Consider the following 24693-nt stretch of genomic DNA (forward strand, 5'->3'; position numbering starts at 1 on the left):
GGAGGTGAACGAGATCCTCACCTGGTTGCTCGACGTCGTCCAGAACGTCGACCCCGTGCTGCGCACGATCATCGCCGGGATCGCGGTCACGCTCGAGACCAGCGTGCTCGTGGGGCTGGTCGTCCCGGGCGACACGATGGTCATCGTGGCCGGCACCGCCGTCGCCTCCCCGGTCGAAGGGGTCGTGCTGGCCGCGGCGATCGTGGTGGGCGCGCTGCTCGGTGAGAGCCTCGGGTTCTGGCTCGGTCGCTACTTCGGTCCGCGTATCCGCGCCTCGCGCCTCGGCCAGAAGCTCGGCGAACGCAACTGGGAGCGGGCCGACCGGTACCTCCGTCGTCGCGGCGGACCCGCGATCTTCCTGTCGCGCTTCCTCCCCGTGCTGCACTCGCTCGTTCCTCTCACGGTCGGAATGAGCGGCTACAGCTATCGCCGCTTCCTCGCCTGGACCACCCCCGCGTGCGTCGTGTGGGCGAGCCTGTACGTCACGGTCGCAGCATCCGCTGCGGGGACGTACCGCGAGCTGTCCGACCGCATCCACGGTGCGGGCTACATCTTCGTCGGCATCCTCGTCGCCTTCATCGTTCTGGTCTTCGTCGGCAAGAAGATCATCGAGCGGCTCGAACGTCGCCATCTCGCGGACGAGACCGCTCCTCTCGAACCGGTGGACGGTGACGTGAAAGACTGAGGGCGATGCCTCGTTCCCCTCGCGCCAAAGTGCTCTGGTTCGCCCGACTCGAGCGCCGTTTCCACCGCTGGCGCGAACGTCGAGCGCGCGCGCGCGGACTGCGTCCCGCCGTCACGGGTTTCCCGGGGTACGGGACCGAGGAATGGGTCCGCGTGCTGGGCCGCGTGCTCATCGCCCCGCCGATCAAGCGCACGTCGACGGGTGAGTTCGCGAGCTTGCGCGGGTGGCGAAGCTTCGCGGCCGTGCCGGTCGGCTTCGGACAGGTCGACGTCACGATCGACGGCGTCACGCATCGTGTGGTCGCCGACCGCGGTGGAGTGATCGATGCCAAGCTCCCCGCGACGCTCAGCCCCGGCTGGCAGAGCATCACGATGTCGGTCGAAGGCAGCGAGCCGGCCGAGACGCGCGTGTTCATCGTGGGGTCCGACGTGCGCTTCGGCGTGGTGAGCGACATCGACGACACCGTCATGGTGACGCTGCTCCCCCGCCCCCTGCTCGCCGCGTGGAACTCCTTCGTCGTCGACGAGCACGCGCGACAGCCCGTCCCCGGGATGGCGGTCATGCTCGAGCGCCTCACGCGCGAACACCCGGGAACACCCGTGGTCTACCTGTCGACCGGTGCCTGGAACGTCGCGCCCACGCTCACCCGCTTCATGCGCCGCCACCTCTTCCCCGCCGGGTCGTTCCTGCTCACCGACTGGGGGCCGACCCACGACCGGTGGTTCCGCAGCGGCCGAGAGCACAAGGAGCAGAACCTCCGACGCCTGGCCGCGGAGTTCCCCGACGTGAAGTGGCTCCTGGTCGGCGACGACGGCCAGCACGACGACGCGATCTACACCGGCTTCGCGATCGAGCACCCCGAGAACGTCGCGGCCGTCGCGATCCGGCGACTGCTCCCCGCCGAAGCGGTGCTCGCGGGTGGGCGAACGGTCGTCGACGACCACTCCGCCGCCGAAGTGCCCTGGGTGACGGCCTCGGACGGCGCGGGTCTCCTCGAGCGGCTGCGCAGCACGGGCGTCATATCCAACGAGGCCTGATCCCGGATGCCGCGGCCTCGGTGCGTCCGGCGTAACGTCAGCGATTCGCGCAAAGTCAGTGGCATCCCGCGCCTCACGGCTGAGGATGCGCGGAACGCTGAGGATGTGCGCGGAGGCGACCGAGCGCGAGGCCCGATGTCGGAGGTGGCGCGTACGGTGGGAGCATGTGCGGTCGTTTCGTCGTAGCCAATGTGGCCTCCGAGCTCGTGGGGGTGCTGCGCGTCGACGTCGAGGCCGACGAGCTGCCCCGGCCCTCGTACAACATCGCTCCGACGTCGCAGGTCGGCATCGTGCTCGATTCGATCAAGAGCGAACCCCCGATCCGCCGGCTCGAGGTCGCGCGCTGGGGGCTCATCCCGGGGTGGGCGAAAGACGTCAAGATCGGCGCACGGGCCTTTAACGCGCGATCCGAAGAGGTCGAAGACAAGCCCATGTTCCGTAACGCCCTCATCAAGCGACGCGCTGTGATCCCGGCATCCGGCTACTACGAGTGGAAGACCACTGACGAGGGCAAGACGCCCCACTACATCCACCCCGCCGACGGTTCGCCGCTGTTCTTCGCGGGGCTCTACGAGTGGTGGAAGAACCCCGCTCTCGCCGACGACGACCCCGCCCGCTGGGTGCTGAGCTGCACGATCCTCACGCGCGATGCGATCGGACGGCTGGGCTCCATCCACGACCGCATGCCGCTGTTCATGGATCCCGACTTCGCCGACGCCTGGCTCGACCCCACGACCGAGAACGTCGGAGACGTCCTCGACGCGGCCATCGACGCCGCGCCCGACATGGCCGAGACGCTCGAGGACCACGTGGTCTCGGCGGCGGTGGGCAACGTCCGTAACGACTCCCCCGACCTCATCGAGCCGATCGAGTGACGCTGGTCGCGACCCGAACCGTCCTGACGCGCGCGGAGTGGACGGACGCCGCCGAACAGCACGCGCATCGCGCTGACGCGCTCACCGCCGATCACCGCGCCCGCGCGAGCCGCGCGCAGAAGCATCCCGTCGAAGACTTCCTCTTCACGTACTACTCGTACAAGCCCGCCATCCTGCGGCGGTGGCACCCGGGTCCCGGGGTCGTGCTCGAAGGGGCCGACGAACGCGCCGCGTGGAGGTGGTATCGGGCCGAGCCCGAGGGCATGCGAGTGGATGCCGAACGCTTCCGCTCCGAGAAAGGGTCGACGTACCGCGGCATCGTCAACCTGCTGCGCGCCACCCTCGATCGACCCGCGAAGTTCAGGTGCTTCGGTCTGCACGAGTGGGCGATGGCCTACCGCGCCGACGAGGTGCGGCACGCCGTGCCCCTGCGCCTCGGTCGCGACGGCACCGACGCGGTGGTCGACGCCCACGACCTCACGTGCACGCACTTCGACGCGTTCCGCTTCTTCACGCCCGAGGCCGTCCCGCTCAACCGCACCTCCCTCAGTCGCGACGACCAGGTGGCGAGGGAGCAGCCGGGCTGTCTGCACGCGGGGATGGACGTCTACAAGTGGGCGGTGAAGCTCGGGCCCCTGGTCCCTGGGTCGGTGCTGCTCGACGCGTTCGAGCTCGCGCGCGACATCCGCACGCTCGACATGCAGGCCTCCCCCTACGACCTGACCGACTGGGGGTACGCGCCGGTGGCGATCGAGACCCCCGAGGGCAAAGCCGAGTACGTCGTGCGCCAACGCGCGTTGAGCGAGCGCGGGCAGGCCCTTCGACGGGCGGTCGTCGACGCCGCAACGGAAGCGGGCGACACGCCCGACGGCGCCGATTTCTTGCCTCCGCGATCCGTGTTGTAAGCTCATGGAGTTGCCTCAAACGGGGCGGAAAACAAAAAACGGGCCTGTGGCGCAGCTGGTAGCGCACCTGCATGGCATGCAGGGGGTCAGGGGTTCGAGTCCCCTCAGGTCCACCACGAGAGAAAGCCTCCGCTTCGGCGGGGGCTTTCGTCGTTTCCGGAAACGGCCTGTCCCGGTGGGTGGAGCTCACGGCATCCCTCCGCTCCGCACAACCTCGGTGATTTGCATACCCTCAGCCCGAAGGCGCGGGATGCCACCGGTTCTGCGCGGATCGCTGAGGTCACGCCGTGCGCCGGGCACGCGGCATCCCGCGACAACCGCCTCACCGGGCACGCGCACGACGAAGGGCGCCTCCCCTCGACGGAGAAGGCGCCCCTCATGGAGGTGTCAGCGGGACGACACCGTCTCGCGGGACTTCGCCTCGTGTGTCTCGCGCATGACCAGCTCGTCGTCGAGCCAGTTGGGCCCCTTGTTGCGAAGGGCGAAGATGTAGACCGCGAGCGACGCCGCGATGATGACCGTGACGTACACGATGAACATCGGCACCTGCGAGGTCGACTGCGCTCCGGCGTACAGCAGGGGCGCCGTGCCGCCGAAAAGCGAGTTGGCCAGCGCGTACCCGAGGCCGACGCCCAGGGCTCGCACGTGCGTTGGGAAGAGCTGCGCCTTCACGAGCGCGTTGATCGAGGTGTAGCCGGTCAGGATGACGAAGCCGCCGAGCAGGATCGCGAAGGCGGCGAACTCGTTGGTCTGCTGCGGGAGCATCGTGATGAGGAACCACGTGTAGAGCACGCCGCCGACGCCGAAGAAGACGAGCAGGGACTTGCGACCGACCTTGTCGGACAGCCAGCCGCCCAGCGGCTGCATGAGCATGAGGGCCGTCAGCGCGATGAGGTTGATCACGGTACCGGTGACGACATCGCCGCCCGAGAACGCGGTCTTGACGATGTTCGGCCCCGTGACCGAGTACGTGTAGAACGCGACGGTGCCGCCGGCCGTGACCGCGAAGCACAGCAGGAGCGGGCGCCAGTTGTTGACGAGCAGATCGCGCATCGAGCCCGAGTCCTTGGCGCGACCCGCCTTGTTGTCGTCGAGCACGTGCTTCTCGAGGGATTCGTCCATCGTGCGGCGCATCCAGAACACGGCCACGGCGGCGACACCGCCGATCGCGAAGGCGACGCGCCAGCCCCACGCGGTGATGGCCTCGTCATCGAGGGTGAGCACCATGATCAGCAGCGTGGTCTGTGCGAGCACGTGACCGCCGACGAGGGTGACGTAGTGGAACGACGACAGGAAGCCGCGCCGACCGGGCATGGCGGCCTCGGACATGTAGGTCGCGCTCGTGCCGTACTCGCCTCCGGTCGCGAAGCCCTGAACGAGACGGGCGAAGACGAGGATGATGACGGCACCGACGCCGATCATCTCGGCTGTGGGGGCGAAAGCGATCACCAGTGAACAGAACGCCATGAGCGACACCGACACCGTCAACGACAGACGGCGACCGTACCGGTCGGCGAAGCGGCCGAAGAACCACGAACCGATCGGCCGCATGAGGAAGGTGACGGCGAAGATCGCCCACACGTAGATGGTGGAGTTCTTGTCGTCGGAGCTGAAGAACTGCGACTCGAAGTACACCGCGAACACGGAGTAGACGTACACGTCGTACCACTCCACGAGGTTGCCAGCCGAGCCTTTGAGCGTGTTCGAGATCGAACGCCGCAGACTCGTGGGGATCGTCGTCGTCGTTGACATGAGGAATCCGATCGGTCGAGGGACGTTGGTCGTCTCGTCACCGCCGGCGGAAGAGGCCTCCGGCAGCGGTGACGAGGCGTATCGGCCATCGTGGCCGCCGCCGACGCCGCCGGGCGAGATCCTTACAGTCGCCTTACATTCGTGGGCCGCGACGCCGCGGAGCCTATGCCTACGATGGAGCATGCACGTACTCGTCGCCGAGGACGACGGCTCCGTCGCCGCGGCCCTCGTCTCGGCCCTCGGCCGCGCCGGTCACACGTGCATCCGGGTGTCACGCGGCAGCGATGTGCTCCTCCGTCACCGAGACGCACAGGCGGTGCTCCTCGACCTCGGTCTCGAGGATCGCGATGGACTCGATGTGCTCCGCGACCTGCGCGAGGTCACCCAGATCCCGGTGATCGTCGTGACAGCGAGAGGCGACGAACGCTCGACGGTCCGCGCGCTGTCACTCGGCGCCGACGACTACCTCGTCAAGCCCGTGCGTCTGCACGAACTCCTCGCCCGACTGATCGCCGTCACACGCCGGTACAGCCCGCCCGAGGAGCCGATGCGCGTCGAGACCTCCCAGGTGTCGATCGCCGTCGACGCCCGCCGCGTCCGCGTCGCACACCGCGAGGTGTCGCTCACGCCCAACGAATTCGGCATCCTGCTGTCCCTCGCCCGTCGCGCGGGGACCGTCGTGAGTCGCCGGGTCATCCTCGACGAGGTGTGGGGCGACGCGTACGCGGCGTCGTCGCGATCGTTCGACGTGCACATGGGCCAGGTGCGGCAGAAGCTCCCCGAGGTCACGATCACGACGGTCCGCGGGTTCGGATACCGCCTCGAGGATGCCGGGTGAAGCTGCGCGTCCTGCTCCCGTTGCTGGTCTTCGGGCTCATCGCCGTGATCGCGGTGCTCATCCCCGTCGCCCAGTCGATCGCCGACTCGCGGACGCAGCAGGTCGCCCTGCAGCGCCAGGCGTCGCTCGATCAGGTCGTGCAGCGCGCCCGAACGGCTCTCGTGCAGGGCGGGACATCGAGCCTGCAGACCTACGTCGACCGGTTCCACGCGGTGTACGGCGAGGCCGTGCTCGTGCTCGACGAGAGCGGTGACGCGGTGGCCTCGGCCGGGGGCCTCTCGCCCGACGTCGATGTGCGCTCCATCGCCGGGGCGGCGTCGCGGGCCATCCCGCAGGTGTCTCTTCCGCGCGTCACCCCGTGGGCGCCGGACACCGCACTGGTCGCCGTCCCCGTCATCGCCGCGGGCGATCTGTCGACCGGTGTGGTGGTGATCGAGGTCGACCTCGCACGCGCGAAGGCCGATGTCGGTGCCGCGTGGGCGCTCGTGGCGGTCGTCGGCTTCCTCCTGCTCTCCGCGCTCATGGGGGCATCGTTGCTGTGGACGCGGTGGATCCTGCGGCCGGTGCGCGCCCTCGATTCGGCGGTCGCGGCGCTCACCGCCCACCGCGAGCCCGTTCCCCTTCGTCCGACCGGGCCGCCCGAGCTCCGCCGGCTCAGCCGGGCGTTCACGACCATGACCGACGAGGTCGAGAACACGCTCGAGCAGCAGCGCGGCTTCGTGGCCGACGCATCGCACCAGTTGCGCACTCCCCTGGCCGCCATCCGCTTGCGCGTGGACTCGCTCCCCCGGGATCCGGACGCCGCTGACGACCTTGCCGCGCTCGACCACGACCTCGATCGGCTGGAGCACACCGTCGAACGCATGCTGACACTCGCGAACGCCGAGCACCGAGCCTCGGCCTCGCGGCAGGGGTACGACGCCGCGCGCGACGAGGGGGCGGAGCGCGAGTGCCGGGTGTCGGCATCCGAGCTCGGGGATCTGCACCGGTGGCGGCTCGACAAGGCGGGCGTGACGCTGGAGGACGCGGACGACACGGTCGTCGCGGTCCCGTGCGGCCGAGCGGACCTCGACGAGATGGTGCAGGTGCTGCTCGACAACGCCGCCAACTACGCCGGGCGAGGAGCCCGTGTGGGTCTGACCCTGGACGACGACGGTGAGGGCGTGACGCTGCGCGTCGACGATTCGGGCGCGCATCTCGCCGACGCCGACCTCGAGAGCATGGGCACCCGATTCTGGCGCGCGGGCGCCCACCGGTCGACACCGGGGACCGGCCTGGGCCTGGCGATCGTCGCCGAGCTGATGCGGGCGGCCGGCGGCACCCTGCACCTCGAGCGCTCGGCCAGGGGCGGCCTCGCCGCGCGACTCGAGTGGAGGCGGCGGTGACGACTCTGACCCGACGCGCGTTCTTCTCGGTTGTCGCGGGTGCCGGCGCCCTCTCGCTCGCCGCGTGCTCCACGCCCGCATCGACGCCCCTCGTCCTCGGCTGCGGCGAGCCGGGCGGCAGCTACCTCGAGTTCGGTCAACTGCTCGCGGCCGCGACCGCGTCGTCGACCGCGGTCTCGGTCTCGCCGCTGCAGAGCGAGGGCAGCATCGACAACCTCCGTCTTCTGCGGGAGCGCCGCGTGGACCTCGGGCTCTCGCTGGTGGATTCGGCAGCGGATGCCGCGGACGACATCGTCGCGATCGGACGCGTCTACCAGAACTACCTGCAGTGCATCGTGCGCGCGGACGCGGGGATCTCGCGGCTCGCCGACCTGGCGGGGCGCACGGTGTCGCTCGGCGCCCCGGGGTCGGGCGCTGCGGCGACGGCGAGACGGGTGCTCGACGCCTCCGGACTCGACCCGTCGACCGGTGCGGGACCCCGGACGGTGGAACGCACGTTCCGCGGTGCCGTCGACGATCTCGCCGCGGGACGGATCGACGCGTTCTTCTGGTCGGGCGGGGTGCCGACCCCGCAGATCGCCGCCCTCGCCGAGCAGGTCCCGGTCTCGGTGATCGACACGACCCCCGCTCTCGCGGCGCTCAGCGCGCGGTTCCCGGACGTGTACGCCGCCACGACGATCCCCTCCGGCGTCTACGGCGCCACCAGGGCCGTCCCCACGATCGGCGTCGCGAACCTCCTGCTCGCGCGCGCCGAGCTCGCCGATTCGCTCGCTCGCGCCCTCGTCGACGCACTCATCGACGACGCCCCCGAGCTCGTTGCGCCCGATGCGCTCGGCATCCAATATCTGACGCCGGCGAGTCTCATCGACACCTCGCCGATCGCCCTGCACCCGGCCGCCGAGCTGCGGTACCGCGAGCGGTACGGCTGAGCACGCCTCAGTTCACGCAGGGCACCGACCCCGCGCGCATCGGCTGCTGCGAGTCGGTGTACACCGACGACGTCGGAGAGGGGGACGCCGCGGGAGCGCTCGTCGCGGGCGCATCGGTCGGGCCCGGCGTGGCATCCGTCCCGGGGTCCGTCGTCGCCGCGGGAGCCGGGTGGAGCAGGGCACCGACCTGAGCCGCGATGGCCTTCTGGTCGACGATGTTCACGCTCTCGCCGTCGACCGTGCCGAAGCGCTCGACCGGGAGCGTCTGGAACGTCACGTCTCCCCCGGCGAGGCGCTGAGCCGTCGAGGCGAGGCTGAGCAGGTCGAAGCCCTTGTCGACGGCCACGTACTGCTTCGCGGTGTCGAGCAGGTCCTGCAGGCGCCCGAAGTCGGTGAAGGTCTGCGCGTCGCGCAGCTTCAGCGCGAGCGACACCATGAACGCCTGCTGACGGCGCGTGCGGTCGAGGTCGGTGAGGAAGACGTCGTCGTACTTCGTGTCGCGACGCTGGCGGACGAACGCCATCGCCTGTGCGGCGTCGATCTGCTGCTCCCCCGCGACGAAGTCCGCTCCCGAGTAGGTGTCGGCGGTCGCGTGGTTGAGGCACACCGAGATCGGCTGGACGGCCTGTGCGACCCGGTAGAACGCCGCCATCGTCACCTCGACGAAGTGGTCGATCGGGACGCCGCCCAAGAATTGCGACACGGTCTGCATCTCTTCGGTGCGTGCGGCGTCGCGGGCCTGCTGATAGGCGTCGTCCTCCGCGACGCCCGCCGCGCGGAGCTCGTCGTTCTTCGCGGCGAAAGCCCGCCCGTACGCCTCTTTGATCTTGCCCTTCTTCGTCCCACCGGGAGCGCCCGCGTAGTCGACGTAGTCGTCGCGCGGGATCGACACGGCGACCGCTTGCCCGCCGCCCGCGGGGATGTGCACGTACATCAGCACGTTGGTGTTGTAGCCGCCCACCGATGCGTCCTCGGCGTGGATCGCGTCGTAGATCTCCTGGGGGTACGGCTTGCCGTCCTCGTCGACCCGACTGTCCAGGCCCATGATGAGGATGTTCTGCTCGCCCTCGTCTTGGGCGACTCCCGGAGCGGCGGTGGGCAGCTCGGCATCGGAATGATGGATGCCGTTGGCCGCGCCGGCGAGATTGACCGCGACGAAGGCCACGGCGCCCACGACGGCCGTGGTGACGACGGCGGCGACGATGAGCAGGAGCCGACGCCGGTTGCGGCGGACGCGGTGCGAAGTCGGTGACACCGACCCAGCATGCGCTGTCGCGTCTATGAATCCGGCGTACGAACGAGAACGCCCCCTGCCGCGGGGGGCAGAGGGCGTCGACGGCAGGATCGTCAGTCGGTGGCGTTCGCCGGGGTCGGCAGCTCGATCGGGACGACCGGGCAGTCCTTCCAGAGCCGCTCGAGGCCGTAGTAGACACGCTCTTCCTCGTGGAAGACGTGGACGACGAGGTCGCCGAAGTCGAGCAGGACCCAGCGGGACTCCTGTCGGCCCTCGCGACGCACGCGCTTGTGGCCGTGCTCGAGGAGCTTCTCTTCGACCTCGTCGGCGATCGCGGCGACGTTGCGCTCGTTGCGACCGGTGACGAGGAGGAAGATGTCGACGAGCGGGAGGGGTTCGGACACGTCGAGCGCGACGATGTCGTCGCCGCCCTTCGCGTCGGCGGCGAGAGCGGCGATCTGCGCCATCTCGCGACCGTTGTCGGTGGCTGTCATCGGAAGACTCCTGTCGTGAAGGCGAGGCCGAGGGTGACGGCCACCGCCAGGAAGAGAGCACCGGTCGTGATGATGAGCCCGATGAGGAGCTTGCTCCCCTTCTCGGGCGCCGGCGGGCGGATGATCTCGCCGGGCTGCTTGACGGTGCTGATCGCGGCACTCGCCGCGATCGGGGTGGGGGACGAGGCGGGGGGAAGCTCGCCGTCGAGGAGCACGGCGTCGGCGTCGCGGCCGTCGGTGGTGCCGGGAGCGTGACCGACCGAGCCCAGACCCTCGGGCAGCTCGAACGTGCCCGTGATCATGACCTCACCGGTCGCCGTGACGGGACCGACCAGAGGAACGCCGGCGGGGGTCTGCGACAGGATCAGCGCGTTCGGGGTCGACACGGCGCCGCTCGCTGCGGCGTTGCGCGAGATGAGCTGATCGAACGACGCGGGGAGCGAGACCTCGGGGTTTGCCCCGTCCAGCAGCTCGGAGCCGAGCGCGGGGTTGACGACCGAGGCGCCGGGTCCGGTCTCGTCCGACGAGATCGGGCTCTCGGCGGTGTCGGGGGCGGCGGGACGGAAGATGGCGGGCAGAGCGGACTCTTCTTCGGCCTGCGGTGCCGGAGCGGTGTTCTGGCGCGACATCGACGACTCGAGGTCGGAGCTGATGACGGGGACCGCGGCCGTGCGGATCTTCTCCTGCGCACGGACCTGTCGACGCGTGAGACCGGTGACACCGAAGTCGCCGTCGCCGAAGGACCCGTCGAACGCGTCGGGGCGCAGAGCGGGCGCGAAGGGTTCGTCGCGCTGCTCGACGGGCGCGGGCTCCTCGGACACGGCGGGCTCGTGCTCTGGCGTCGCGGGCTCGGCCTCGGCGTGGTCCGACGCGGCGTCCTCCTCGCCCGCGCTCTCGTCGGCGCCGCGCTCGGGCACGCGATCGACGATCGGCGCCTCGGCCGACTCGATCGGAGCGGCCGGGGTCTCGGCATCCGGAGTCTCGCCCTCGGGCTGCGGAACGATGATGGGCGTCGCGCCGGTCTGGCGGAGCTCGCGCAACTGACGGCGGGTCAGCGCGGGAGTCTCGGGGTTCTCGGGAGTGCTCATGCTGTGCTCCGGTAGAGGTGGTGCTTCGCGATGTACTGCACGACGCCGTCGGGCACGAGGTACCACACGGGGTGGCCTCGGCGCACACGGGCGCGGCAGTCTGTGGACGAGATCGACAGGGCGGGGATCTCCAACTGGCTCACGTTCTGGGATGGGAGCCCCTCGGTCGTGAGGACGTGACCCGGCCGGGACACCGCCACGAAGTGCGCCAGATCCCAGAGCTCCTGGTGGTTGCGCCAGCTGAGGATCTGCGCGACCGCGTCTGCGCCGGTGATGAAGAACAGCTCCGCACCGGGACGCTGCTCCTGCAGGTCGCGCAAGGTGTCGATCGTGTACGTGGGCCCCGCGCGATCGACGTCGACGCGGCTCACTGTGAACTGGGGATTGGATGCCGTGGCGATCACCGTCATGAGGTAGCGGTGCTCGCTCTCGGTGACGTCGTCCTTCTGCCACGGACGCCCCGTCGGCACGAAGACGACCTCATCGAGATCGAACGATTGGGCGACCTCGCTGGCGGCGACCAGGTGACCGTGATGGATGGGATCGAACGTCCCACCCATGACCCCGATGCGAGGGGCGCGCGTCACCGACATACGGTGGGCCTCAGTGGCCGTGTGCCTCGGGGGTGGGCGTCCCGTGCTTCTGGGTGTACGCCGCCGCCTTGTGCGCGTGACGGTTCGACACGTTGCGGTACGACAGCGTCACGAGGCTCAGGGCCACGAAGGTGAGGAACGCGACGGCGCCGTACCAGAAGGTCTGGGCCTGCACGTTGCCACCGTGGTGGGCGCCTTCTTCTGCGGCTTGGGCCAGAAGTGCGACGAAAGTCATCAGTGCTCCGATCAGAGGTCTGCGCGAGGCGCGCGTCTCATTTTAGGCGGTCAGGCGCGTACCTGGCCGTCGCCGCGCCCGAGCCACTTGGTGCTCGTCAGCTCGGCGAGGCCCATGGGTCCGCGGGCGTGAAGTTTCTGGGTGGAGATGCCGACCTCGGCCCCGAAGCCGAACTCGCCTCCGTCGGTGAAGCGCGTCGAGGCGTTCACCAGGACCACGGCGGAGTCGACCTCAGCGAGGAAACGATCGGCGGCCGCGGAATCGTCGGTGATGATCGACTCGGTGTGGTGGGTCGAGTAGCGGCGGATGTGCGCGAGGGCGTCATCGAGGTCGTCCACCACGCGGACGGCGAGGTCGAGGGTGCCGTACTCGAGCGACCAGTCCTCGTCGGCGGCCGGCACGACCCGCGCATCGTGCGCGCGCGTGTCGGCGTCGCCGTGCACCGTGACTCCGGCGTCGACGAGGGATGCCAGGAGCTCGGGCAGCAACCGGTCGGCGGCGTCGCGGTGTACGAGCACGGTCTCGACGGCGTTGCAGACGCTCGGCCGCTGCGTCTTGGCGTTGAGGACGATGTCGCGGGCCCAGTCGTCGCGGGCCGTGGCGTCGAGGTAGACGTGGACCACCCCGGCGCCGGTCTCGATCACCGGCACGGTCGACTCGGTGACGACGGTCTCGATGAGACCGGCGCTCCCCCGCGGCACGAGCACGTCGACGAGCCCGCGCGCGTTCATCAGGGCCTTCGCCCCGTCTCGACCGAAGTCGTCGACGCTCTGGATGGCCTCGGGGCTCACCCCGTGTTGCGAGAGCGCGTCGCGCATGACCCGGACGAGCGTGGCATTGCTGCTCTGCGCCGCCGATCCCCCACGCAGGACCACGGCGTTGCCGGAACGCAGGGCGAGCGAGGCGATGTCGACGGTCACGTTGGGTCGGGCCTCGTAGATCGACCCGACCACACCGAAGGGCACCGCGACCTTCTCGAGTTGCAGGCCGTTGGGCAGGGTCCGGCGGTCGAGCACGCGGCCGACCGGATCGGGAAGCTCCGCGACATCGCGGACCGCCGCGGCGAGGGCGGCCACGCGCGTGTCGTCGAGACGCAGCCTGTCGAGGAGCGCCTCGCCGATGGCATCGTGGCGCCCTCTGTCGAGATCCTCGGCGTTGGCCGCAACGATCTCCGACGAAGAGGTCTCGAGCGCGTCGGCGACCGCGTGCAGGAGAGCCGTCTTGCGTGCGGAATCGAGCAGACCAATCTCTCGCGCCGCGTCCTTGGCCAGACGCAGGCGCTCGTCGACGGAGGCGGCGATCACGGTCATGCGCTCAGTGTACCGGCGCGGGTCACGGCGCCCACGGGGCCGGTCGCCAGGGTGACAGGGTCGGGATTGGGAGCGAACCAGGTGCCGACACCCTCGCCCGAGAGAGCGGATGCCACCAGGTCGGCGCTCGTGACGAGCACGCCCACCCCCGCGGTCGAGGCGAGCTTGGCCGCGGACGCCTTGGTCGCCGCTCCCCCGGTGCCGACGCCGTTGACCACTCCCGCGCCGAACTCGAACTGCGACAGGTCATCGCCCCACGCGACGTCGGTGATGGGTCGGGCGCCGGGCTCGCTGGGCGGGAGCGTGAAGAGCGTCTCGATGTCGCTGAGGAGCACGAGGACGTCGGCACCGATCAACTGGGCGACGAGGGCGGCCAGTCGGTCGTTGTCGCCGAAACGGATCTCGTGGGTGGCGACGGTGTCGTTCTCGTTCACGATGGGCAGGATGCCGAGACCCAGCAGGCGTTCCATCGCGCGGCGCGCGTTGGAGCGGTGCGTGGCGTTCTCGAGGTCGCCCGCCGTCAGCAGCACCTGACCCGCGAGCAGACCGAAGCGGTCGAGCGAGGTCTGGTAGCGCCACATGAGGACGTTCTGACCGACCGCCGCCGCAGCCTGCTGCGTTGCAAGGTCGTTCGGACGGCCCTCGAGATCGAGCAGGGGCAGTGCGGTGGCGATGGCACCCGACGACACGAGCACGACCTCGGTGCCCGCGCCGTGCGCACGCGACAGGGCCTCGACGATCGTGTCGATGCGGTGGGCACCGTCGCCGCTGATCGACGACGAACCGACCTTCACCACGACGCGGGCCGCGCCGGGGATGTCGGCGCGCGTCGTCGCGGTCACCGCTCCTCGTCCTCGAACTCGAGCCGGGAGGAGTCGCCGTCGGGGGTGATGCCTGCGGCACGCGCCGCGCGGCGCTCGGCCTCGAGCTCGGCGCGGGCATCGGCCTTGGCATCCATCCGCTCGTGGTACTGCTCGCGACGCTCCGACGAGGTGCGGCGCGGGTTCTGCACGAGACGCGGGTCGGTGCCGCGCGGCGCGGTCATGAGCTCGGCGGCCGAGGTGAGCGTGGGCTCCCAGTCGAAGACGATGCCGTCGCCGGGGCCGATGACGACGGTCGCACCCGCGACCGCCCCGGCGCGGAACAGTCCATCCTCGACGCCCAGACGGGCGAGACGATCGGCGAGGTAGCCGACGGCCTCTTCGTTCTGGAAGTCGGTCTGCTGCACCCATTTGACGGGCTTGTCGCCGAGGATCCGGTAGACCGGCCCGTACGTGCCGCCCTCGACCTTGATGGTGAAGTCCTTCGCGGCGCCGCGGGGGCGGATGACGACGCGCTCGGGCGGCGTCTGATCGATCGTGGCGAGGCGGTGCTCCTCGACGATCTCACCGAGAGCGAACGTGAGTTCGCGCAGGCCCGCGCGGCTGACGGTCGAGATCTCGAACACGCGGAAACCGCGGGCCTCGAGATCCGGACGCACGAAGTCGGCGAGCTCGTGCGCCTCGGGGACGTCGACCTTGTTCAGGGCGATGATCTGCGGGCGGTCGAGCAGCGGAACCTGGCCCTCGGGAACCGGGTAAGCCGCGAGCTCGGCGAGGATGATGTCGAGGTCGCTCAGCGGGTCGCGGCCGGGATCGAGAGTGGCGCAGTCGAGGACGTGCACAAGAGCGGTGCACCGCTCGACGTGGCGCAGGAACTCCAGGCCCAGGCCCTTGCCCTCGCTGGCGCCCTCGATGAGTCCGGGCACGTCGGCGATCGTGAAGCGCGCGTCGCCCGCCTGCACGACACCGAGGTTCGGGTGCAGCGTCGTGAACGGATAGTCGGCGATCTTGGGGCGCGCGGCAGAGACCGCGGCGATCAGACTCGACTTGCCGGCGGAAGGGAAACCGACCAGCGCCACGTCGGCGACGGTCTTCAGCTCGAGGACGATGTCGCCCTCGTATCCCGGGGTTCCGAGCAGGGCGAAACCGGGTGCCTTGCGTTTCGGAGACGACAGCGCCGCGTTGCCCAGACCGCCCAGACCGCCCGGAGCGGCGACAAAGCGCATCCCAGGGGTGAGCATGTCGACGAGCACGTTTCCGTCCACGTCCTTGACGACCGTGCCGAGCGGCACCGGAAGCTCCTGGTCCTCGCCGAGCGCACCGGAGCGGTGGTCGCCCATGCCGAACCCGCCGTTGCCCGCGGAGCGGTGCGGCGAGTGGTGGTACGACAGCAGGGTCGTGGTCTGCGGGTCGGCGACGAGCACGACGTCGCCGCCGCTGCCTCCGTTGCCGCCGTCGGGACCGGCCAGCGGCTTGAACTTCTCACGGCGCACCGAGACGCAGCCGTTGCCGCCCTTTCCTGCACGCAGGTGCAGGGTCACGCGGTCGACGAAGGTGACCATGGCGGGTCCTTCCGGGTGTGGCCGGCGAAGCCGACTCGAAAAAAGAAGAGGGGGTGGGCAGCCGCCCACCCCCTCGTGCGCCGAAGCGCGGGAATTACTCCGCTGCTGCGGTGACGATGTTGACGACCTTGCGGCCGCCCTTCGCGCCGAACTGGACCGCACCGGGTGCCAGGGCGAACAGCGTGTCGTCGCCACCACGGCCGACGTTGGCGCCGGGGTGGAAGTGCGTGCCGCGCTGGCGGACGATGATCTCGCCGGCGAGGACGACCTGGCCGCCGAAGCGCTTCACGCCGAGGCGCTGTGCGTTGGAGTCACGACCGTTACGGGTGGAGCTTGCGCCCTTTTTGTGTGCCATCTCTGCGTCTCCTGGCTCTTACTTGATGCCGGTGATCTTGACGCGCGTGAGGTCCTGACGGTGGCCCTGGCGCTTCTTGTAGCCGGTCTTGTTCTTGAACTTCTGGATCACGATCTTCGGACCGCGCTCCTCGCCGAGCACCTCGGCCGTGACCGAGACCTTCGCGAGCTTGTCGGCGTCGGTCGTGACCGCGTCGCCGTCGACGAACAGGACGGCGGGCAGCTGGATGCTCTCGCCGATCTTCGCCTTCTGGCGGTCGAGCACGACGACCGTGCCGACCTGGACCTTCTCCTGGCGGCCGCCGGCGCGCACAACTGCGTAAACCACTTCACACCTGTTTTCGTTCGGGAGCGCGGAGCTCCGGTTGTCTGATGACGTCGGGAGGGTCTGACGACCCAAGTCTCGGTGCGATCCGGCGAGCAGAGCCCGCGGGGTCACGCTCCTGTCAGGAGTGGACGCGACGCACCAAGGGTCAAGTTTAGCTCACCCGGAGGCATCCGGCAAAAGCATTCGACCCGCGTGTCGACCGTAGGATCGCGGAATGGCAATCCTGATCGATGATCCCCAGTGGCCCGCGCACGGACGTTTGTGGGCTCACCTGGTCAGCGACAGCGATCTCGACGAACTGCACGCCTTTGCCGCAGCGGCCGGAATCCCGCGCCGCGCGTTCGACCTCGACCATTATGACGTGCCCGACGAGCGTCACGCCGACCTCGTCCGCGCGGGGGCGGAGCACGTCGGCGGCAAGGAGCTCGTGCGGCGTCTGCGCGCCTCGGGACTGCGGATCACCGCACGCGAGCGGCGCCCTCGCCCCTGAGCGTCCGGCTCCACGGGCCCCGTCCCTGACGACGGGAGCGAGTCCGCGGCATCCGTCCCCGTCCGCATAGACGCGTGAGGGGCCGATCTCCGTCGCCGGGAGCGATGCTCGGCGACGGAAAGCGACCCCTCACGCGGGATGAGCGGGGCTCAGGCCTCCGACGAAGGCTGAGCGTTCACCGGGGTGCCGGTGAGGGCCGCGGTGGTGACGCGACGACGCGAGCGTCCCTGGCCGGGCGCCTTGGGCTCGGGCAGAGCCTCGAGGACCGACTCGAGCAGGGCGTCCTTCTCGGTGCGGGGCGCCTTGGGCTCGCGCTTCTTGCGGGGGCGCTTCTCGCGAGCCGGGGCGGGCGCCTCGGACGCCGACTCGGTCTTCGCCTCGAGGACGGCCTCGACCGATGCCACGACCGCCGCCTCGACGAGGGCCGGGTCGTCGATGGTGGGCTTGACGGTCGACGCGGCGATCTGCGCGAGAGCGGACTTGACGCCCTCGGTGATGACGTGGGTGCCGCCGACCTGCGCCGCCGCTCCCCCGTTGCCGTTCGCCCCGCCGTTGCCCTGCGCGGCGCTAACGCCGTTGCCGCCACCGGTCGACGCGTTGCCGTTCGAGCCGCCGTTGCCGCCGCGTCCGCGACGGTTCGACGATCCGCCGTTCGCGTTGCCGCCACCGTTGCTCGACGAACCCGCGGGACGGTGCTTGACGACCGGGTCGTGGTGCACGATGACGCCGCGACCGGCGCAGACCTCGCACGCCTCGCTGAAGGTTTCGAGCAGGCCGAGACCGAGCTTCTTGCGGGTCATCTGCACGAGCCCCAGCGAGGTCACCTCGGCGACCTGGTGCTTCGTGCGGTCGCGGCTCAGGCACTCGATGAGGCGGCGCAGCACGAGGTCGCGGTTGGACTCGAGCACCATGTCGATGAAGTCAACGACGATGATGCCGCCGATGTCGCGCAGGCGCAGCTGGCGCACGATCTCTTCGGCCGCTTCGAGGTTGTTCTTGGTGACGGTCTCTTCGAGGTTTCCGCCCGAGCCGACGAACTTGCCGGTGTTGACGTCGACGACCGTCATGGCCTCGGTGCGGTCGATCACGAGCGAGCCGCCCGAGGGCAGCCAGACCTTGCGGTCGAGCGCCTTCTCGATCTGCTCGGTCACGCGGAACGCGTCGAACGGGTCCTGCTCGCCCTCGTACTTCTCGACCCGCTCGAGCAGGTCGGGGGCGACACCCTGCAGGTACGACGAGATCGTCTGCAGCGCCTCGTCGCCCTGGATGAGCATGCGGGTGAAGTCCTCGTTGAAGACGTCGCGCACGATCTTGACCAGCAGGTCGGGCTCGGAGTGCAGCAGGGCAGGCGCCTGGATCGTCTTGACCTGGCTCGAGACGTGCTCCCACTGCGAGGTGAGGCGCTGCACGTCGAGGGTCAGCTGCTCTTCGGTGGCGCCCTCGGCGGCCGTGCGCACGATCACGCCCGACGACTCGGGGAGCACCTCCTTGAGGATCTTCTTCAGGCGCGCTCGCTCGGTGTCGGGGAGCTTGCGCGAGATGCCGTTCATCGTGCCATTGGGCACGTAGACCAGGTAGCGGCCGGGGAGCGAGATCTGGCTCGTCAGACGCGCGCCCTTGTGGCCCACGGGGTCCTTCGTGACCTGCACGAGAACGCGGTCGCCCGACTTGAGGGCGAGCTCGATGCGACGCGGCTGGTTGTTGGTCTCCACGCCGTCCCAGTCGACCTCGCCGGAGTACAGCACGGCGTTGCGGCCGCGACCGATGTCGACGAACGCGGCCTCCATGCTGGGCAGCACGTTCTGCACGCGGCCGAGGTAGACATTGCCGATGAGCGAGGCGTCCTGGTTGCGGGCGACGTAGTGCTCGACGAGCACGTTGTCTTCGAGCACCGCGATCTGGATGCGACCGGCCTTGGAACGCACCACCATGACGCGGTCGACGGCCTCGCGGCGGGCGAGGAACTCGGCCTCGGTGACGACGGGGCGACGGCGCCCGGCCTCGCGACCGTCGCGGCGACGCTGCTTCTTCGCCTCGAGGCGCGTGGAACCCTTGATCCGCTGCGGCTCGGTGATGACCTCGACCGCGCGCTGACGAACGGGGGGCGCGGCGGGAGCCTCGGGGGCATCGTCACGGTTGTCGTTCGGTCCCCCGCGGCGGCGGTTGCGACGGCGGGCGTTCGCCGAGACGCGCTCGCTGGGGCCCTCGTCGTCGCGGTCATCGAAGTCATCGCGGATCACGACGGGCGGAAGCGCGGGCGCGTAGAAGTGCAGGGCCGTCGAGACGGCGGACACGAAGTTCTCGGGGAGCAGGCCGAGCGACACGGCGGTCGGACGGGCGGGCTTCTCGGGCTCCGCGGGGGTCTTGAGCTGAGCCGGAGTCTCGGGCTCGGCGGGGGTCTCGGGCTCGGCGGGATTGACCTCGGGCTGCTCCGTCGCCGCCTCGGCGGACGCGGACTCATCCGAAACGGAACCGGATGCCGGCACCTCGGCCTCCGCGATCGACTCGACCTTGTCCGCGGCCGGTGGGGACAGCTCCGACGCGTCCACCTCGGACGGGTCGTCCGTGGCGGCGGGGATGTCCTCCACGTCGAGCACCGCGGGCGCCTCGGTGTCGTCGGCGGCCGCGTCTTCGGCATCCTGGACCGCCGCCTCTTCTTCGTCGACCGCGGGGGTGACGTCGGAGCTAGCGGTGTCCGGAGAGATCGAGGTCTCGTCGGTGGGGTTCTGTTCGTCTGTCACATCGGCCATGTCGGGGTACTCCCTGGCGGACGACACCGCGCGTCGTCCGACGAAATCTCATGCAGCGCCGCACCCGGCGGGGCCGCGAACTCACTCGGTCTGCAGCCGGCCTGCGGCTCGTGCTGCGAAGGGCGGTCATCGCCCGAAGTCTTCTGGGTGATGTTCCTGCGGCGCGGCCGCGGTCACATCAGCCTTCATTATCGCACGAACCGCCGAGAACGCCCACGACGGCGCGGTCACCTGCACTTATCCACAGAGACTTCCCGCACCAAGCGGGGGCCCGATACGGTCGAAGCTCTGGCGAAGGGGGCCACCATGACCTTGTCCGACGACTCACTCACCGCCTTGGAGCAGGCACGCGCACGTGTGCAAGCCCAGACGGCGAAAGCGAGAGCACTGTCGCACGATGCTGCTCGGATGGGCGATGACGTGCGGACGGTGACCGCAACGCGTAGCTCCCTAGGGCGCGAAGTGCGTGTATCGGCTGCTGCGGGCGGACGGGTCGATCGCATCGATGTCTCGTCGAGCGCGATGGACCTCGATGCGGCGACGCTCTCGCGCATCATCACGGAGACGGTTCGCGAGGCGCAGCGGGATGCGGCGGACGCCGCCGTCCGACGGATGTCGGAGAGCCTCGGCGCCGATTCCCCGCTCGTCGAGTCAACGCGGCGACGTGTCGACGAGGAGTACGCCGGGCCGACGAACGGGAGGGGCAACGCATGATCGATCACCTGGAGGTGACGCCAGCTCGACTCGCAAGCACCGCACAGAACGTCAAGGCCGCTGGTGCCCAGATCGATGCGCTCATCGAGGCGTTGACGCGCGAAGCGGCGATGCTCAGCACGCAGTGGAGCGGGGATGCCCAACAGGCCTACGCGTTGGCCCAGGGGCGGTTCGGGGTGAGCCTGGCCAGCCGCACCGCATTGCTGACGAAAATGTGCGGCGCATTGGACGACCTCGCGACCGCATACAGCGATGCCGACCTCGCCGGGGCACGCGGGTTGGGGCTGACAGCGTGATACGTCGGGGGCGGATCGCTGCGATCGTCGGCCTGGCATTGGTCGCAAGCGTTGCGGCCGGGTGCAGCCAACTGCCGTCTCACGACGATTCGTACAAGACCGACATCCCCGCCGCACTGGAAGCGGCCAATCTCGGGATATCCAATGCCTACGCCGACGTCAGCCTGGACGGGTTCACCGAGACGCTGACGATCGGCGGAACCGTCGACCTCCCGGCCGCCGAGGAGACGAAGGCATCACCGGAGTTCGTGCGCGACGTGATCAGTGTTGCACTCGACGGGCGCGTTCTGAACATGAAGTATGTCGATCTGGCCTTCCGAGACAGCGACAAAAAGAGGATCGACGTGAAGTCGGCCCTGACCAGTCTGGGCGCAGCGCCCAATTACGACGGCAGCAGCATCACCATGGACGAGGCCAGGACGATTTCCGAGGAGGCGGGACGATGACCGCAGCGAATCAACACATCGAGGTCGACGGTGGCGTCCTGAAGAAGCAGGCCGCGCTGGCTCGTGATGCATCCCGTGCCTTCAACTCGGCGGGGCACGACGTGCGAGCGGATCTACCCGAGGACGCTTTCGGTCTTCTGAACAGAGGCTTCGTCGTGCCCCTTGCGAACATGGTCGCCGCTCGAGCGCGGGAACTGCTGACGTCGGCGCAGGATCTGGCAGATCGAGTTGCCGACGGGGTGGACAACGCCTCGATGGTCTTCTCCACAGTGGAGCAGGACGCGGTGGACGCTTTCGCCCGGAGCGACGGATGACCGCGGCATCCGCTGTCAGTTCGGAACTCGCCAGTGGCAATTGGACGAGAGGCCTCCCGACCAGCGGCCCGGGCGGAGATGCCTGCGCTCAGATTCCAGGAGTCGTGGGCGTCGTCCTCCAGTACGTGCAACCTCTGCGCGAATGGTTCGACGAGTTGGTGGGGAACCCCTCTGCGACGGCTGCTGTAGCCGCGGCATGGGAAGACGCCTCGCGATCGCTGGTGAGCATTCCCGAAACCGTCCAGCACGCACGATCTTCACTCGGTGAACTTGATGGACGGACGGTGAGGGCGCTGCGGGAGCGCCACGAGGACCTCCACCAGGTCGCCCTCGACGCCGCCGAATGGACGGCCGCGACGGCAGCTGCGCTCCGCCTCGCGTCTCGGATCGTCGAGGCCACTCGGTCGTTTGTCTGCGACGCTCTCGTGCAACTCGCGCGCTTCGCTGACGAACTCTTTTCGTTCACCCTGAACCCGTTCGAGGTCGCCGAACGCGTCGAGGATTTCGCGCGTAGTGCGTACGACCTCATCGAAGCGACCGGCCGTCTCGTCACCGACCTTCTCGAGGCTCTCGCAGCCCTCGGGTCACTTCTTCAGAAGCTCTTGCCCATCATCGCCGAGGGACTCGACGCGCTCAGGCAGGTCATTTCGCAGATGCTCCCCTCGATGGCGTCTCTTTCCGGGGCACCGTTCGGTTACTTGGGCAGCGCTGTCGGTCTTGTTCTCGGCGGGGCGGCCCAGAACTTCCTGCAGAACTCGACGGACGTCGAAGAGCTCGACCCCGCGACACTGACCGGAGACCGACTCGAGGCATGGGAAAGGTCGCAGGAAGTCACGCGAATTTCTTCTCTAGCCGACCTGGTTTCGGTGAACGGTACGACGGACACGATGGGTGGCGCCGACCAGACGGTCGTTGATATCAAGAAGGTTGTGGGGCCCGACGGGGTGGAACGCTGGGTCGTCTCGCTGCCCTCCACGCAGGACTGGCAACTTGGTCCGGATGAGGGCGCACTCAACGATCGCGACTCCAATGTCGCGTTGATGATGGACAACCCGGCATTGCGGACGGCCTACGAGCGGGCCGTTCTCGAGGCGATGCGCGACGCAGGTATCCCTCCGGGAAGCGACGTGGTCCTTACGGGATTCAGCCAGGGAGGGATCATGGCCGCCAACCTCGCTTCTGATCGCACGTTCCCCTACAACACCGTCGGTGTCGTGACGAACGGGTCGCCCATCGACTCCTTCGACATCCCCGAGCACATTCCCGTTTATGCCTTCCAGCACCTCACAGACGTTGTGCCTAACCTCGACGGGAACACGTTCGACGAAACGCCGCCCAACGTGAACCGGGTGCTCATGCCCGGGCCCTTGAACCCGATCGACGCCCACAACAACAAGGCGTACACGAACTCCGTGACGGCGTGGGAGGCCCAATATGCCGCGGAGCACGGCGGGCCTCCTCCCAGTCTCGACCTGTTCACGGGTGAGGTCGTCGACCACAGTGTCTTCACGACACATGAGTGAACCTGCCCGAAGTGCCCCTGTGGCGGCCAGGTGAGAGAGTCGCGGCATGGGCGAAGCGGACACGCCCACGTGTGCACCCTCCGAAGACGAAGGCGTGAGGAGATCGGAGTCGGCGCAACGGTGACCACGTAAGCCGGCCTCTCGGCGCAGGTCGTAGACCACATCGTTCACCGCACTCACGAGCGAGCGCTCCTGGACCGTTGCTGCGCTCGGACGCGACATCGCCTGCCGGCCCCGCGACGGCGCGAGTCCATCGTCAGACGAACCAAGGTGGAGCGACCGCCTTCAAAGCGACCCCATAGGGCGTCGGTGAGAGAATCGCGGCATGAGTGAAACCGTCACCCCCCGCCGTCCGGTCGTGGTCGCGATCTGGCTGATCTTCGCGGGGGTCGTGGGCTGGTGGGCGGCGTTCTCCCTCACCATGGAGCGCTTCCACCAGCTCGAGAACCCGGGCAGCGCGGCATCCTGTGACTTCAGCGTGCTGGTCCAGTGCTCGACGAATCTGCAGTCGTCACAGGGCAGCGTGTTCGGCTTCCCCAACCCGATCATCGGACTCGCCGCGTGGATCGCGCCGATCGTCGTCGGAATGGCGCTGCTGGCCGGCGCGCGGTTCGCGCGGTGGTTCTGGGCGCTGTTCTGGGTCGGCTTCGCCTTCGCGCTGACCTTCGTCATCTGGCTCATCTCGCAGAGCCTCTTCGTCCTGTCGACGCTGTGCCCCTGGTGCATGGTGACGTGGTCTGTCGTGATCCCGTCGTTCTTCGTCGTGACGCTGCACGTGCTGCGCGAGGGCGTGATCCCTCGAGAGCGGGTCCGCGAGATCGCCGACCGGCTCATGGCATGGGTGCCGCTCATGACGATCGTGGCGTTCGCGGTGGTCGTAGTGATCGCGCAGGTGCGGCTGAACGTTCTCGCCCAGCTCTGACCTGGTGGGCGCGGCCCCTCGTGTCCTCGCGTCGAGGGATGGATGCCGTGAACCCACTGATGCCCGCCCCGTACGACCTCGTCTGGTCGGCGGTCGCGCTCGTGGCATTCGGTTTTGCCGTGTCGGCCATCGGGAGCCTTTCCCGGCGCGCGAGACACCTCCCGTCGACGGTCGTGCTCATGTGGGCGCTGGTGATCTCGGTGGTCCCCGTACTCGGACCGGTGTCATGGTTGGCGGCGGGACGCCGGGCACGCGTCTCGCGCTCCTGACGGACCTGCCCCGCGGGGGCCCGTTGCTCTGACCGGCTCGGCGACCTCGCGGTGCTCAGCCACCTCGCCCTCGAACGACGAAGGCCGCCACCCTCACGGGGCGGCGGCCTTCATGGCATCCAGGATCAGGCGAACCAGATCGCGAGCTCGCGCTCAGCGGACTCGACGCTGTCGGATCCGTGGACGAGGTTCTGCTGCACCTTGAGGCCCCAGTCGCGGCCGAAGTCGCCGCGGATCGTGCCGGGGGCGGCGGTGGTGGGATCGGTCGTGCCCGCGAGCGAGCGGAAGCCCTCGATGACGCGGTTGCCGGCGAGGCGGATCGCGACGGAGGGGCCCGACATCATGAACTCGAGCAGCGGCTCGTAGAACGGCTTTCCCTCGTGCTCGGCGTAGTGCTGGGCGAGGGTCTCGCGGTCGGGCTCGACGAGGCGGATGTCGACGAGGGCGTAGCCCTTAGCCTCGATACGGGCCAGGATGGCGCCGGTCAGGCCGCGGGCGACGCCGTCGGGCTTGACCAGGACGAGGGTCTCTTCGGTAGCCATGG

28 protein-coding genes and 1 tRNA gene are annotated in these 24693 nt (G+C 69.2%); 16 read left to right on the plus strand and 13 right to left on the minus strand.

The window, feature by feature from the left end; all coding sequences use genetic code 11:
• Positions 1-4: 4 nt before the first annotated feature.
• From OVA26_RS10515 to OVA26_RS10535, 5 genes are all read left to right on the plus strand, one after another.
• Positions 5-685, plus strand: a complete 681-nt coding sequence (locus OVA26_RS10515) for a DedA family protein (RefSeq protein WP_268104055.1) — start codon at positions 5-7, stop codon at positions 683-685.
• 5 nt (positions 686-690) lie between these two features.
• Entirely contained in the window at positions 691-1722 is a 1032-nt protein-coding gene (locus tag OVA26_RS10520; protein WP_056231197.1) for an App1 family protein, read from the plus strand.
• Positions 1723-1886: 164 nt separating this feature from the next.
• The gene (locus tag OVA26_RS10525) at positions 1887-2597 is read left to right on the plus strand and encodes an SOS response-associated peptidase (RefSeq protein ID WP_268104056.1); all 711 of its coding nucleotides are present in this window, start codon (positions 1887-1889) and stop codon (positions 2595-2597) included.
• Positions 2594-3502 (plus strand): 3-methyladenine DNA glycosylase, encoded by a 909-nt coding sequence (locus OVA26_RS10530; RefSeq protein WP_442786056.1) that lies wholly within the window; start codon positions 2594-2596, stop codon positions 3500-3502. Before OVA26_RS10525 ends, OVA26_RS10530 begins: the two co-directional genes overlap by 4 nt.
• A 40-nt stretch (positions 3503-3542) precedes the next feature.
• A tRNA-Ala gene (locus tag OVA26_RS10535) sits at positions 3543-3618 on the plus strand.
• A gap of 271 nt (positions 3619-3889) precedes the next feature.
• Here OVA26_RS10535 and OVA26_RS10540 read toward each other — a convergent pair.
• On the minus strand, positions 3890-5254 hold the full coding sequence (locus OVA26_RS10540; RefSeq protein WP_268104057.1) for an MFS transporter: 1365 nt from the start codon (positions 5252-5254) through the stop codon (positions 3890-3892).
• 181 nt (positions 5255-5435) lie between these two features.
• Between OVA26_RS10540 and OVA26_RS10545 the strand changes: the two genes are divergently transcribed.
• From OVA26_RS10545 to OVA26_RS10555, 3 genes are read left to right on the plus strand one after another with little or no spacing between them, the layout of a single operon-like run.
• The gene (locus tag OVA26_RS10545) at positions 5436-6092 is read left to right on the plus strand and encodes a response regulator transcription factor (protein WP_268104058.1); all 657 of its coding nucleotides are present in this window, start codon (positions 5436-5438) and stop codon (positions 6090-6092) included.
• Positions 6089-7477, plus strand: a complete 1389-nt coding sequence (locus OVA26_RS10550) for a sensor histidine kinase (RefSeq protein ID WP_268104059.1) — start codon at positions 6089-6091, stop codon at positions 7475-7477. Before OVA26_RS10545 ends, OVA26_RS10550 begins: the two co-directional genes overlap by 4 nt.
• A complete protein-coding gene (locus OVA26_RS10555; protein ID WP_268104060.1) occupies positions 7474-8406 on the plus strand; it encodes a TAXI family TRAP transporter solute-binding subunit in 933 nt (310 codons plus the stop codon). The genes OVA26_RS10550 and OVA26_RS10555 overlap by 4 nt, the downstream gene beginning before the upstream one ends.
• Positions 8407-8413: 7 nt before the next feature.
• Here OVA26_RS10555 and OVA26_RS10560 read toward each other — a convergent pair whose 3' ends face one another.
• The 10 genes from OVA26_RS10560 to rplU all read right to left on the minus strand — a co-directional run bounded on the left by OVA26_RS10560 (position 8414) and on the right by rplU (position 16425).
• The gene (locus OVA26_RS10560) at positions 8414-9661 is read right to left on the minus strand and encodes an LCP family protein (protein ID WP_268104061.1); all 1248 of its coding nucleotides are present in this window, start codon (positions 9659-9661) and stop codon (positions 8414-8416) included.
• Between the two features lie 92 nt (positions 9662-9753).
• Positions 9754-10134 carry a ribosome silencing factor gene (gene rsfS, locus OVA26_RS10565; RefSeq protein WP_056231168.1) on the minus strand — a complete coding sequence of 127 codons (381 nt, stop codon included), beginning with the start codon at positions 10132-10134 and terminating at the stop codon, positions 9754-9756.
• Positions 10131-11222 (minus strand): hypothetical protein, encoded by a 1092-nt coding sequence (locus OVA26_RS10570; RefSeq protein ID WP_268104062.1) that lies wholly within the window; start codon positions 11220-11222, stop codon positions 10131-10133. The genes rsfS and OVA26_RS10570 overlap by 4 nt, the downstream gene beginning before the upstream one ends.
• Positions 11219-11815, minus strand: coding sequence for a nicotinate-nucleotide adenylyltransferase (gene nadD / locus OVA26_RS10575; RefSeq protein WP_074695027.1), 597 nt, complete (start codon positions 11813-11815; stop codon positions 11219-11221). Before nadD ends, OVA26_RS10570 begins: the two co-directional genes overlap by 4 nt.
• 10 nt (positions 11816-11825) lie before the next feature.
• Complete coding sequence (locus OVA26_RS10580; RefSeq protein WP_056231158.1) at positions 11826-12050, minus strand: hypothetical protein; 225 nt, start codon at positions 12048-12050, stop codon at positions 11826-11828.
• Between the two features lie 50 nt (positions 12051-12100).
• On the minus strand, positions 12101-13360 hold the full coding sequence (locus OVA26_RS10585; protein ID WP_268104063.1) for a glutamate-5-semialdehyde dehydrogenase: 1260 nt from the start codon (positions 13358-13360) through the stop codon (positions 12101-12103).
• Positions 13357-14202, minus strand: coding sequence for a glutamate 5-kinase (gene proB, locus OVA26_RS10590; protein ID WP_074695029.1), 846 nt, complete (start codon positions 14200-14202; stop codon positions 13357-13359). The genes OVA26_RS10585 and proB overlap by 4 nt, the downstream gene beginning before the upstream one ends.
• Entirely contained in the window at positions 14199-15743 is a 1545-nt protein-coding gene (gene obgE / locus OVA26_RS10595; protein WP_268104064.1) for a GTPase ObgE, read from the minus strand. The genes proB and obgE overlap by 4 nt, the downstream gene beginning before the upstream one ends.
• A 94-nt stretch (positions 15744-15837) precedes the next feature.
• Complete coding sequence (gene rpmA / locus OVA26_RS10600) at positions 15838-16098, minus strand: 50S ribosomal protein L27 (protein WP_055836932.1); 261 nt, start codon at positions 16096-16098, stop codon at positions 15838-15840.
• A gap of 18 nt (positions 16099-16116) precedes the next feature.
• Positions 16117-16425, minus strand: a complete 309-nt coding sequence (gene rplU / locus OVA26_RS10605) for a 50S ribosomal protein L21 (protein WP_055836929.1) — start codon at positions 16423-16425, stop codon at positions 16117-16119.
• A gap of 214 nt (positions 16426-16639) precedes the next feature.
• On the opposite strand from rplU, the gene OVA26_RS10610 reads away from it, so the two are divergent.
• Positions 16640-16915: a DUF4031 domain-containing protein gene (locus OVA26_RS10610; RefSeq protein WP_056231145.1), complete on the plus strand. Its 276-nt coding sequence runs from the start codon at positions 16640-16642 to the stop codon at positions 16913-16915.
• A 149-nt stretch (positions 16916-17064) separates the two neighbouring features.
• Here the strand turns inward: OVA26_RS10610 and OVA26_RS10615 are convergent, their stop codons facing one another.
• A complete protein-coding gene (locus tag OVA26_RS10615; protein WP_268104065.1) occupies positions 17065-19665 on the minus strand; it encodes an Rne/Rng family ribonuclease in 2601 nt (866 codons plus the stop codon).
• Positions 19666-19815: 150 nt separating this feature from the next.
• Between OVA26_RS10615 and OVA26_RS10620 the strand changes: the two genes are divergently transcribed.
• From OVA26_RS10620 to OVA26_RS10650, 7 genes are all read left to right on the plus strand, one after another.
• On the plus strand, positions 19816-20379 hold the full coding sequence (locus OVA26_RS10620; protein ID WP_162234521.1) for a YbaB/EbfC family nucleoid-associated protein: 564 nt from the start codon (positions 19816-19818) through the stop codon (positions 20377-20379).
• Positions 20376-20675, plus strand: coding sequence for a WXG100 family type VII secretion target (locus OVA26_RS10625; RefSeq protein ID WP_056231138.1), 300 nt, complete (start codon positions 20376-20378; stop codon positions 20673-20675). Before OVA26_RS10620 ends, OVA26_RS10625 begins: the two co-directional genes overlap by 4 nt.
• Entirely contained in the window at positions 20672-21121 is a 450-nt protein-coding gene (locus OVA26_RS10630; RefSeq protein WP_156371749.1) for a hypothetical protein, read from the plus strand. Before OVA26_RS10625 ends, OVA26_RS10630 begins: the two co-directional genes overlap by 4 nt.
• Positions 21118-21435: a hypothetical protein gene (locus OVA26_RS10635; protein ID WP_056231133.1), complete on the plus strand. Its 318-nt coding sequence runs from the start codon at positions 21118-21120 to the stop codon at positions 21433-21435. The genes OVA26_RS10630 and OVA26_RS10635 overlap by 4 nt, the downstream gene beginning before the upstream one ends.
• A 104-nt stretch (positions 21436-21539) precedes the next feature.
• Positions 21540-22958, plus strand: coding sequence for a hypothetical protein (locus tag OVA26_RS10640; protein WP_156371748.1), 1419 nt, complete (start codon positions 21540-21542; stop codon positions 22956-22958).
• A gap of 325 nt (positions 22959-23283) precedes the next feature.
• Positions 23284-23880, plus strand: a complete 597-nt coding sequence (locus OVA26_RS10645) for a vitamin K epoxide reductase family protein (RefSeq protein WP_268104066.1) — start codon at positions 23284-23286, stop codon at positions 23878-23880.
• Positions 23881-23918: 38 nt separating this feature from the next.
• The gene (locus OVA26_RS10650) at positions 23919-24149 is read left to right on the plus strand and encodes a PLDc N-terminal domain-containing protein (RefSeq protein ID WP_268104067.1); all 231 of its coding nucleotides are present in this window, start codon (positions 23919-23921) and stop codon (positions 24147-24149) included.
• A 125-nt stretch (positions 24150-24274) separates the two neighbouring features.
• Here OVA26_RS10650 and ndk read toward each other — a convergent pair whose 3' ends face one another.
• Positions 24275-24691, minus strand: a complete 417-nt coding sequence (ndk, locus tag OVA26_RS10655; protein ID WP_013586434.1) for a nucleoside-diphosphate kinase — start codon at positions 24689-24691, stop codon at positions 24275-24277.
• Positions 24692-24693: the final 2 nt, after the last annotated feature.

The organism is Microbacterium sp. SL62 (assembly GCF_026672635.1).
In the GTDB taxonomy this organism is placed as follows: domain Bacteria; phylum Actinomycetota; class Actinomycetes; order Actinomycetales; family Microbacteriaceae; genus Microbacterium; species Microbacterium testaceum_A.

Excerpts from the sequence above, each read along its gene's own strand:
- OVA26_RS10625 (WP_056231138.1), top strand. The coding sequence starts at position 20,376 with ATGATCGATCACCTGGAGGTGACGCCAGCTCGACTCGCAAGCACCGCA.
- OVA26_RS10540 (WP_268104057.1), bottom strand. The coding sequence starts at position 5,254 with ATGTCAACGACGACGACGATCCCCACGAGTCTGCGGCGTTCGATCTCG.
- ndk (WP_013586434.1), bottom strand. The coding sequence starts at position 24,691 with ATGGCTACCGAAGAGACCCTCGTCCTGGTCAAGCCCGACGGCGTCGCC.
- OVA26_RS10545 (WP_268104058.1), top strand. The coding sequence starts at position 5,436 with ATGCACGTACTCGTCGCCGAGGACGACGGCTCCGTCGCCGCGGCCCTC.
- nadD (WP_074695027.1), bottom strand. The coding sequence starts at position 11,815 with ATGTCGGTGACGCGCGCCCCTCGCATCGGGGTCATGGGTGGGACGTTC.
- OVA26_RS10525 (WP_268104056.1), top strand. The coding sequence starts at position 1,887 with ATGTGCGGTCGTTTCGTCGTAGCCAATGTGGCCTCCGAGCTCGTGGGG.
- OVA26_RS10570 (WP_268104062.1), bottom strand. The coding sequence starts at position 11,222 with ATGAGCACTCCCGAGAACCCCGAGACTCCCGCGCTGACCCGCCGTCAG.
- OVA26_RS10610 (WP_056231145.1), top strand. The coding sequence starts at position 16,640 with ATGGCAATCCTGATCGATGATCCCCAGTGGCCCGCGCACGGACGTTTG.
- OVA26_RS10620 (WP_162234521.1), top strand. The coding sequence starts at position 19,816 with ATGTTCCTGCGGCGCGGCCGCGGTCACATCAGCCTTCATTATCGCACG.
- OVA26_RS10580 (WP_056231158.1), bottom strand. The coding sequence starts at position 12,050 with ATGACTTTCGTCGCACTTCTGGCCCAAGCCGCAGAAGAAGGCGCCCAC.
- OVA26_RS10585 (WP_268104063.1), bottom strand. The coding sequence starts at position 13,360 with ATGACCGTGATCGCCGCCTCCGTCGACGAGCGCCTGCGTCTGGCCAAG.
- OVA26_RS10615 (WP_268104065.1), bottom strand. The coding sequence starts at position 19,665 with ATGGCCGATGTGACAGACGAACAGAACCCCACCGACGAGACCTCGATC.
- rsfS (WP_056231168.1), bottom strand. The coding sequence starts at position 10,134 with ATGACAGCCACCGACAACGGTCGCGAGATGGCGCAGATCGCCGCTCTC.
- OVA26_RS10635 (WP_056231133.1), top strand. The coding sequence starts at position 21,118 with ATGACCGCAGCGAATCAACACATCGAGGTCGACGGTGGCGTCCTGAAG.
- OVA26_RS10645 (WP_268104066.1), top strand. The coding sequence starts at position 23,284 with ATGAGTGAAACCGTCACCCCCCGCCGTCCGGTCGTGGTCGCGATCTGG.
- OVA26_RS10650 (WP_268104067.1), top strand. The coding sequence starts at position 23,919 with ATGGATGCCGTGAACCCACTGATGCCCGCCCCGTACGACCTCGTCTGG.
- rpmA (WP_055836932.1), bottom strand. The coding sequence starts at position 16,098 with ATGGCACACAAAAAGGGCGCAAGCTCCACCCGTAACGGTCGTGACTCC.
- OVA26_RS10520 (WP_056231197.1), top strand. The coding sequence starts at position 691 with ATGCCTCGTTCCCCTCGCGCCAAAGTGCTCTGGTTCGCCCGACTCGAG.
- obgE (WP_268104064.1), bottom strand. The coding sequence starts at position 15,743 with ATGGTCACCTTCGTCGACCGCGTGACCCTGCACCTGCGTGCAGGAAAG.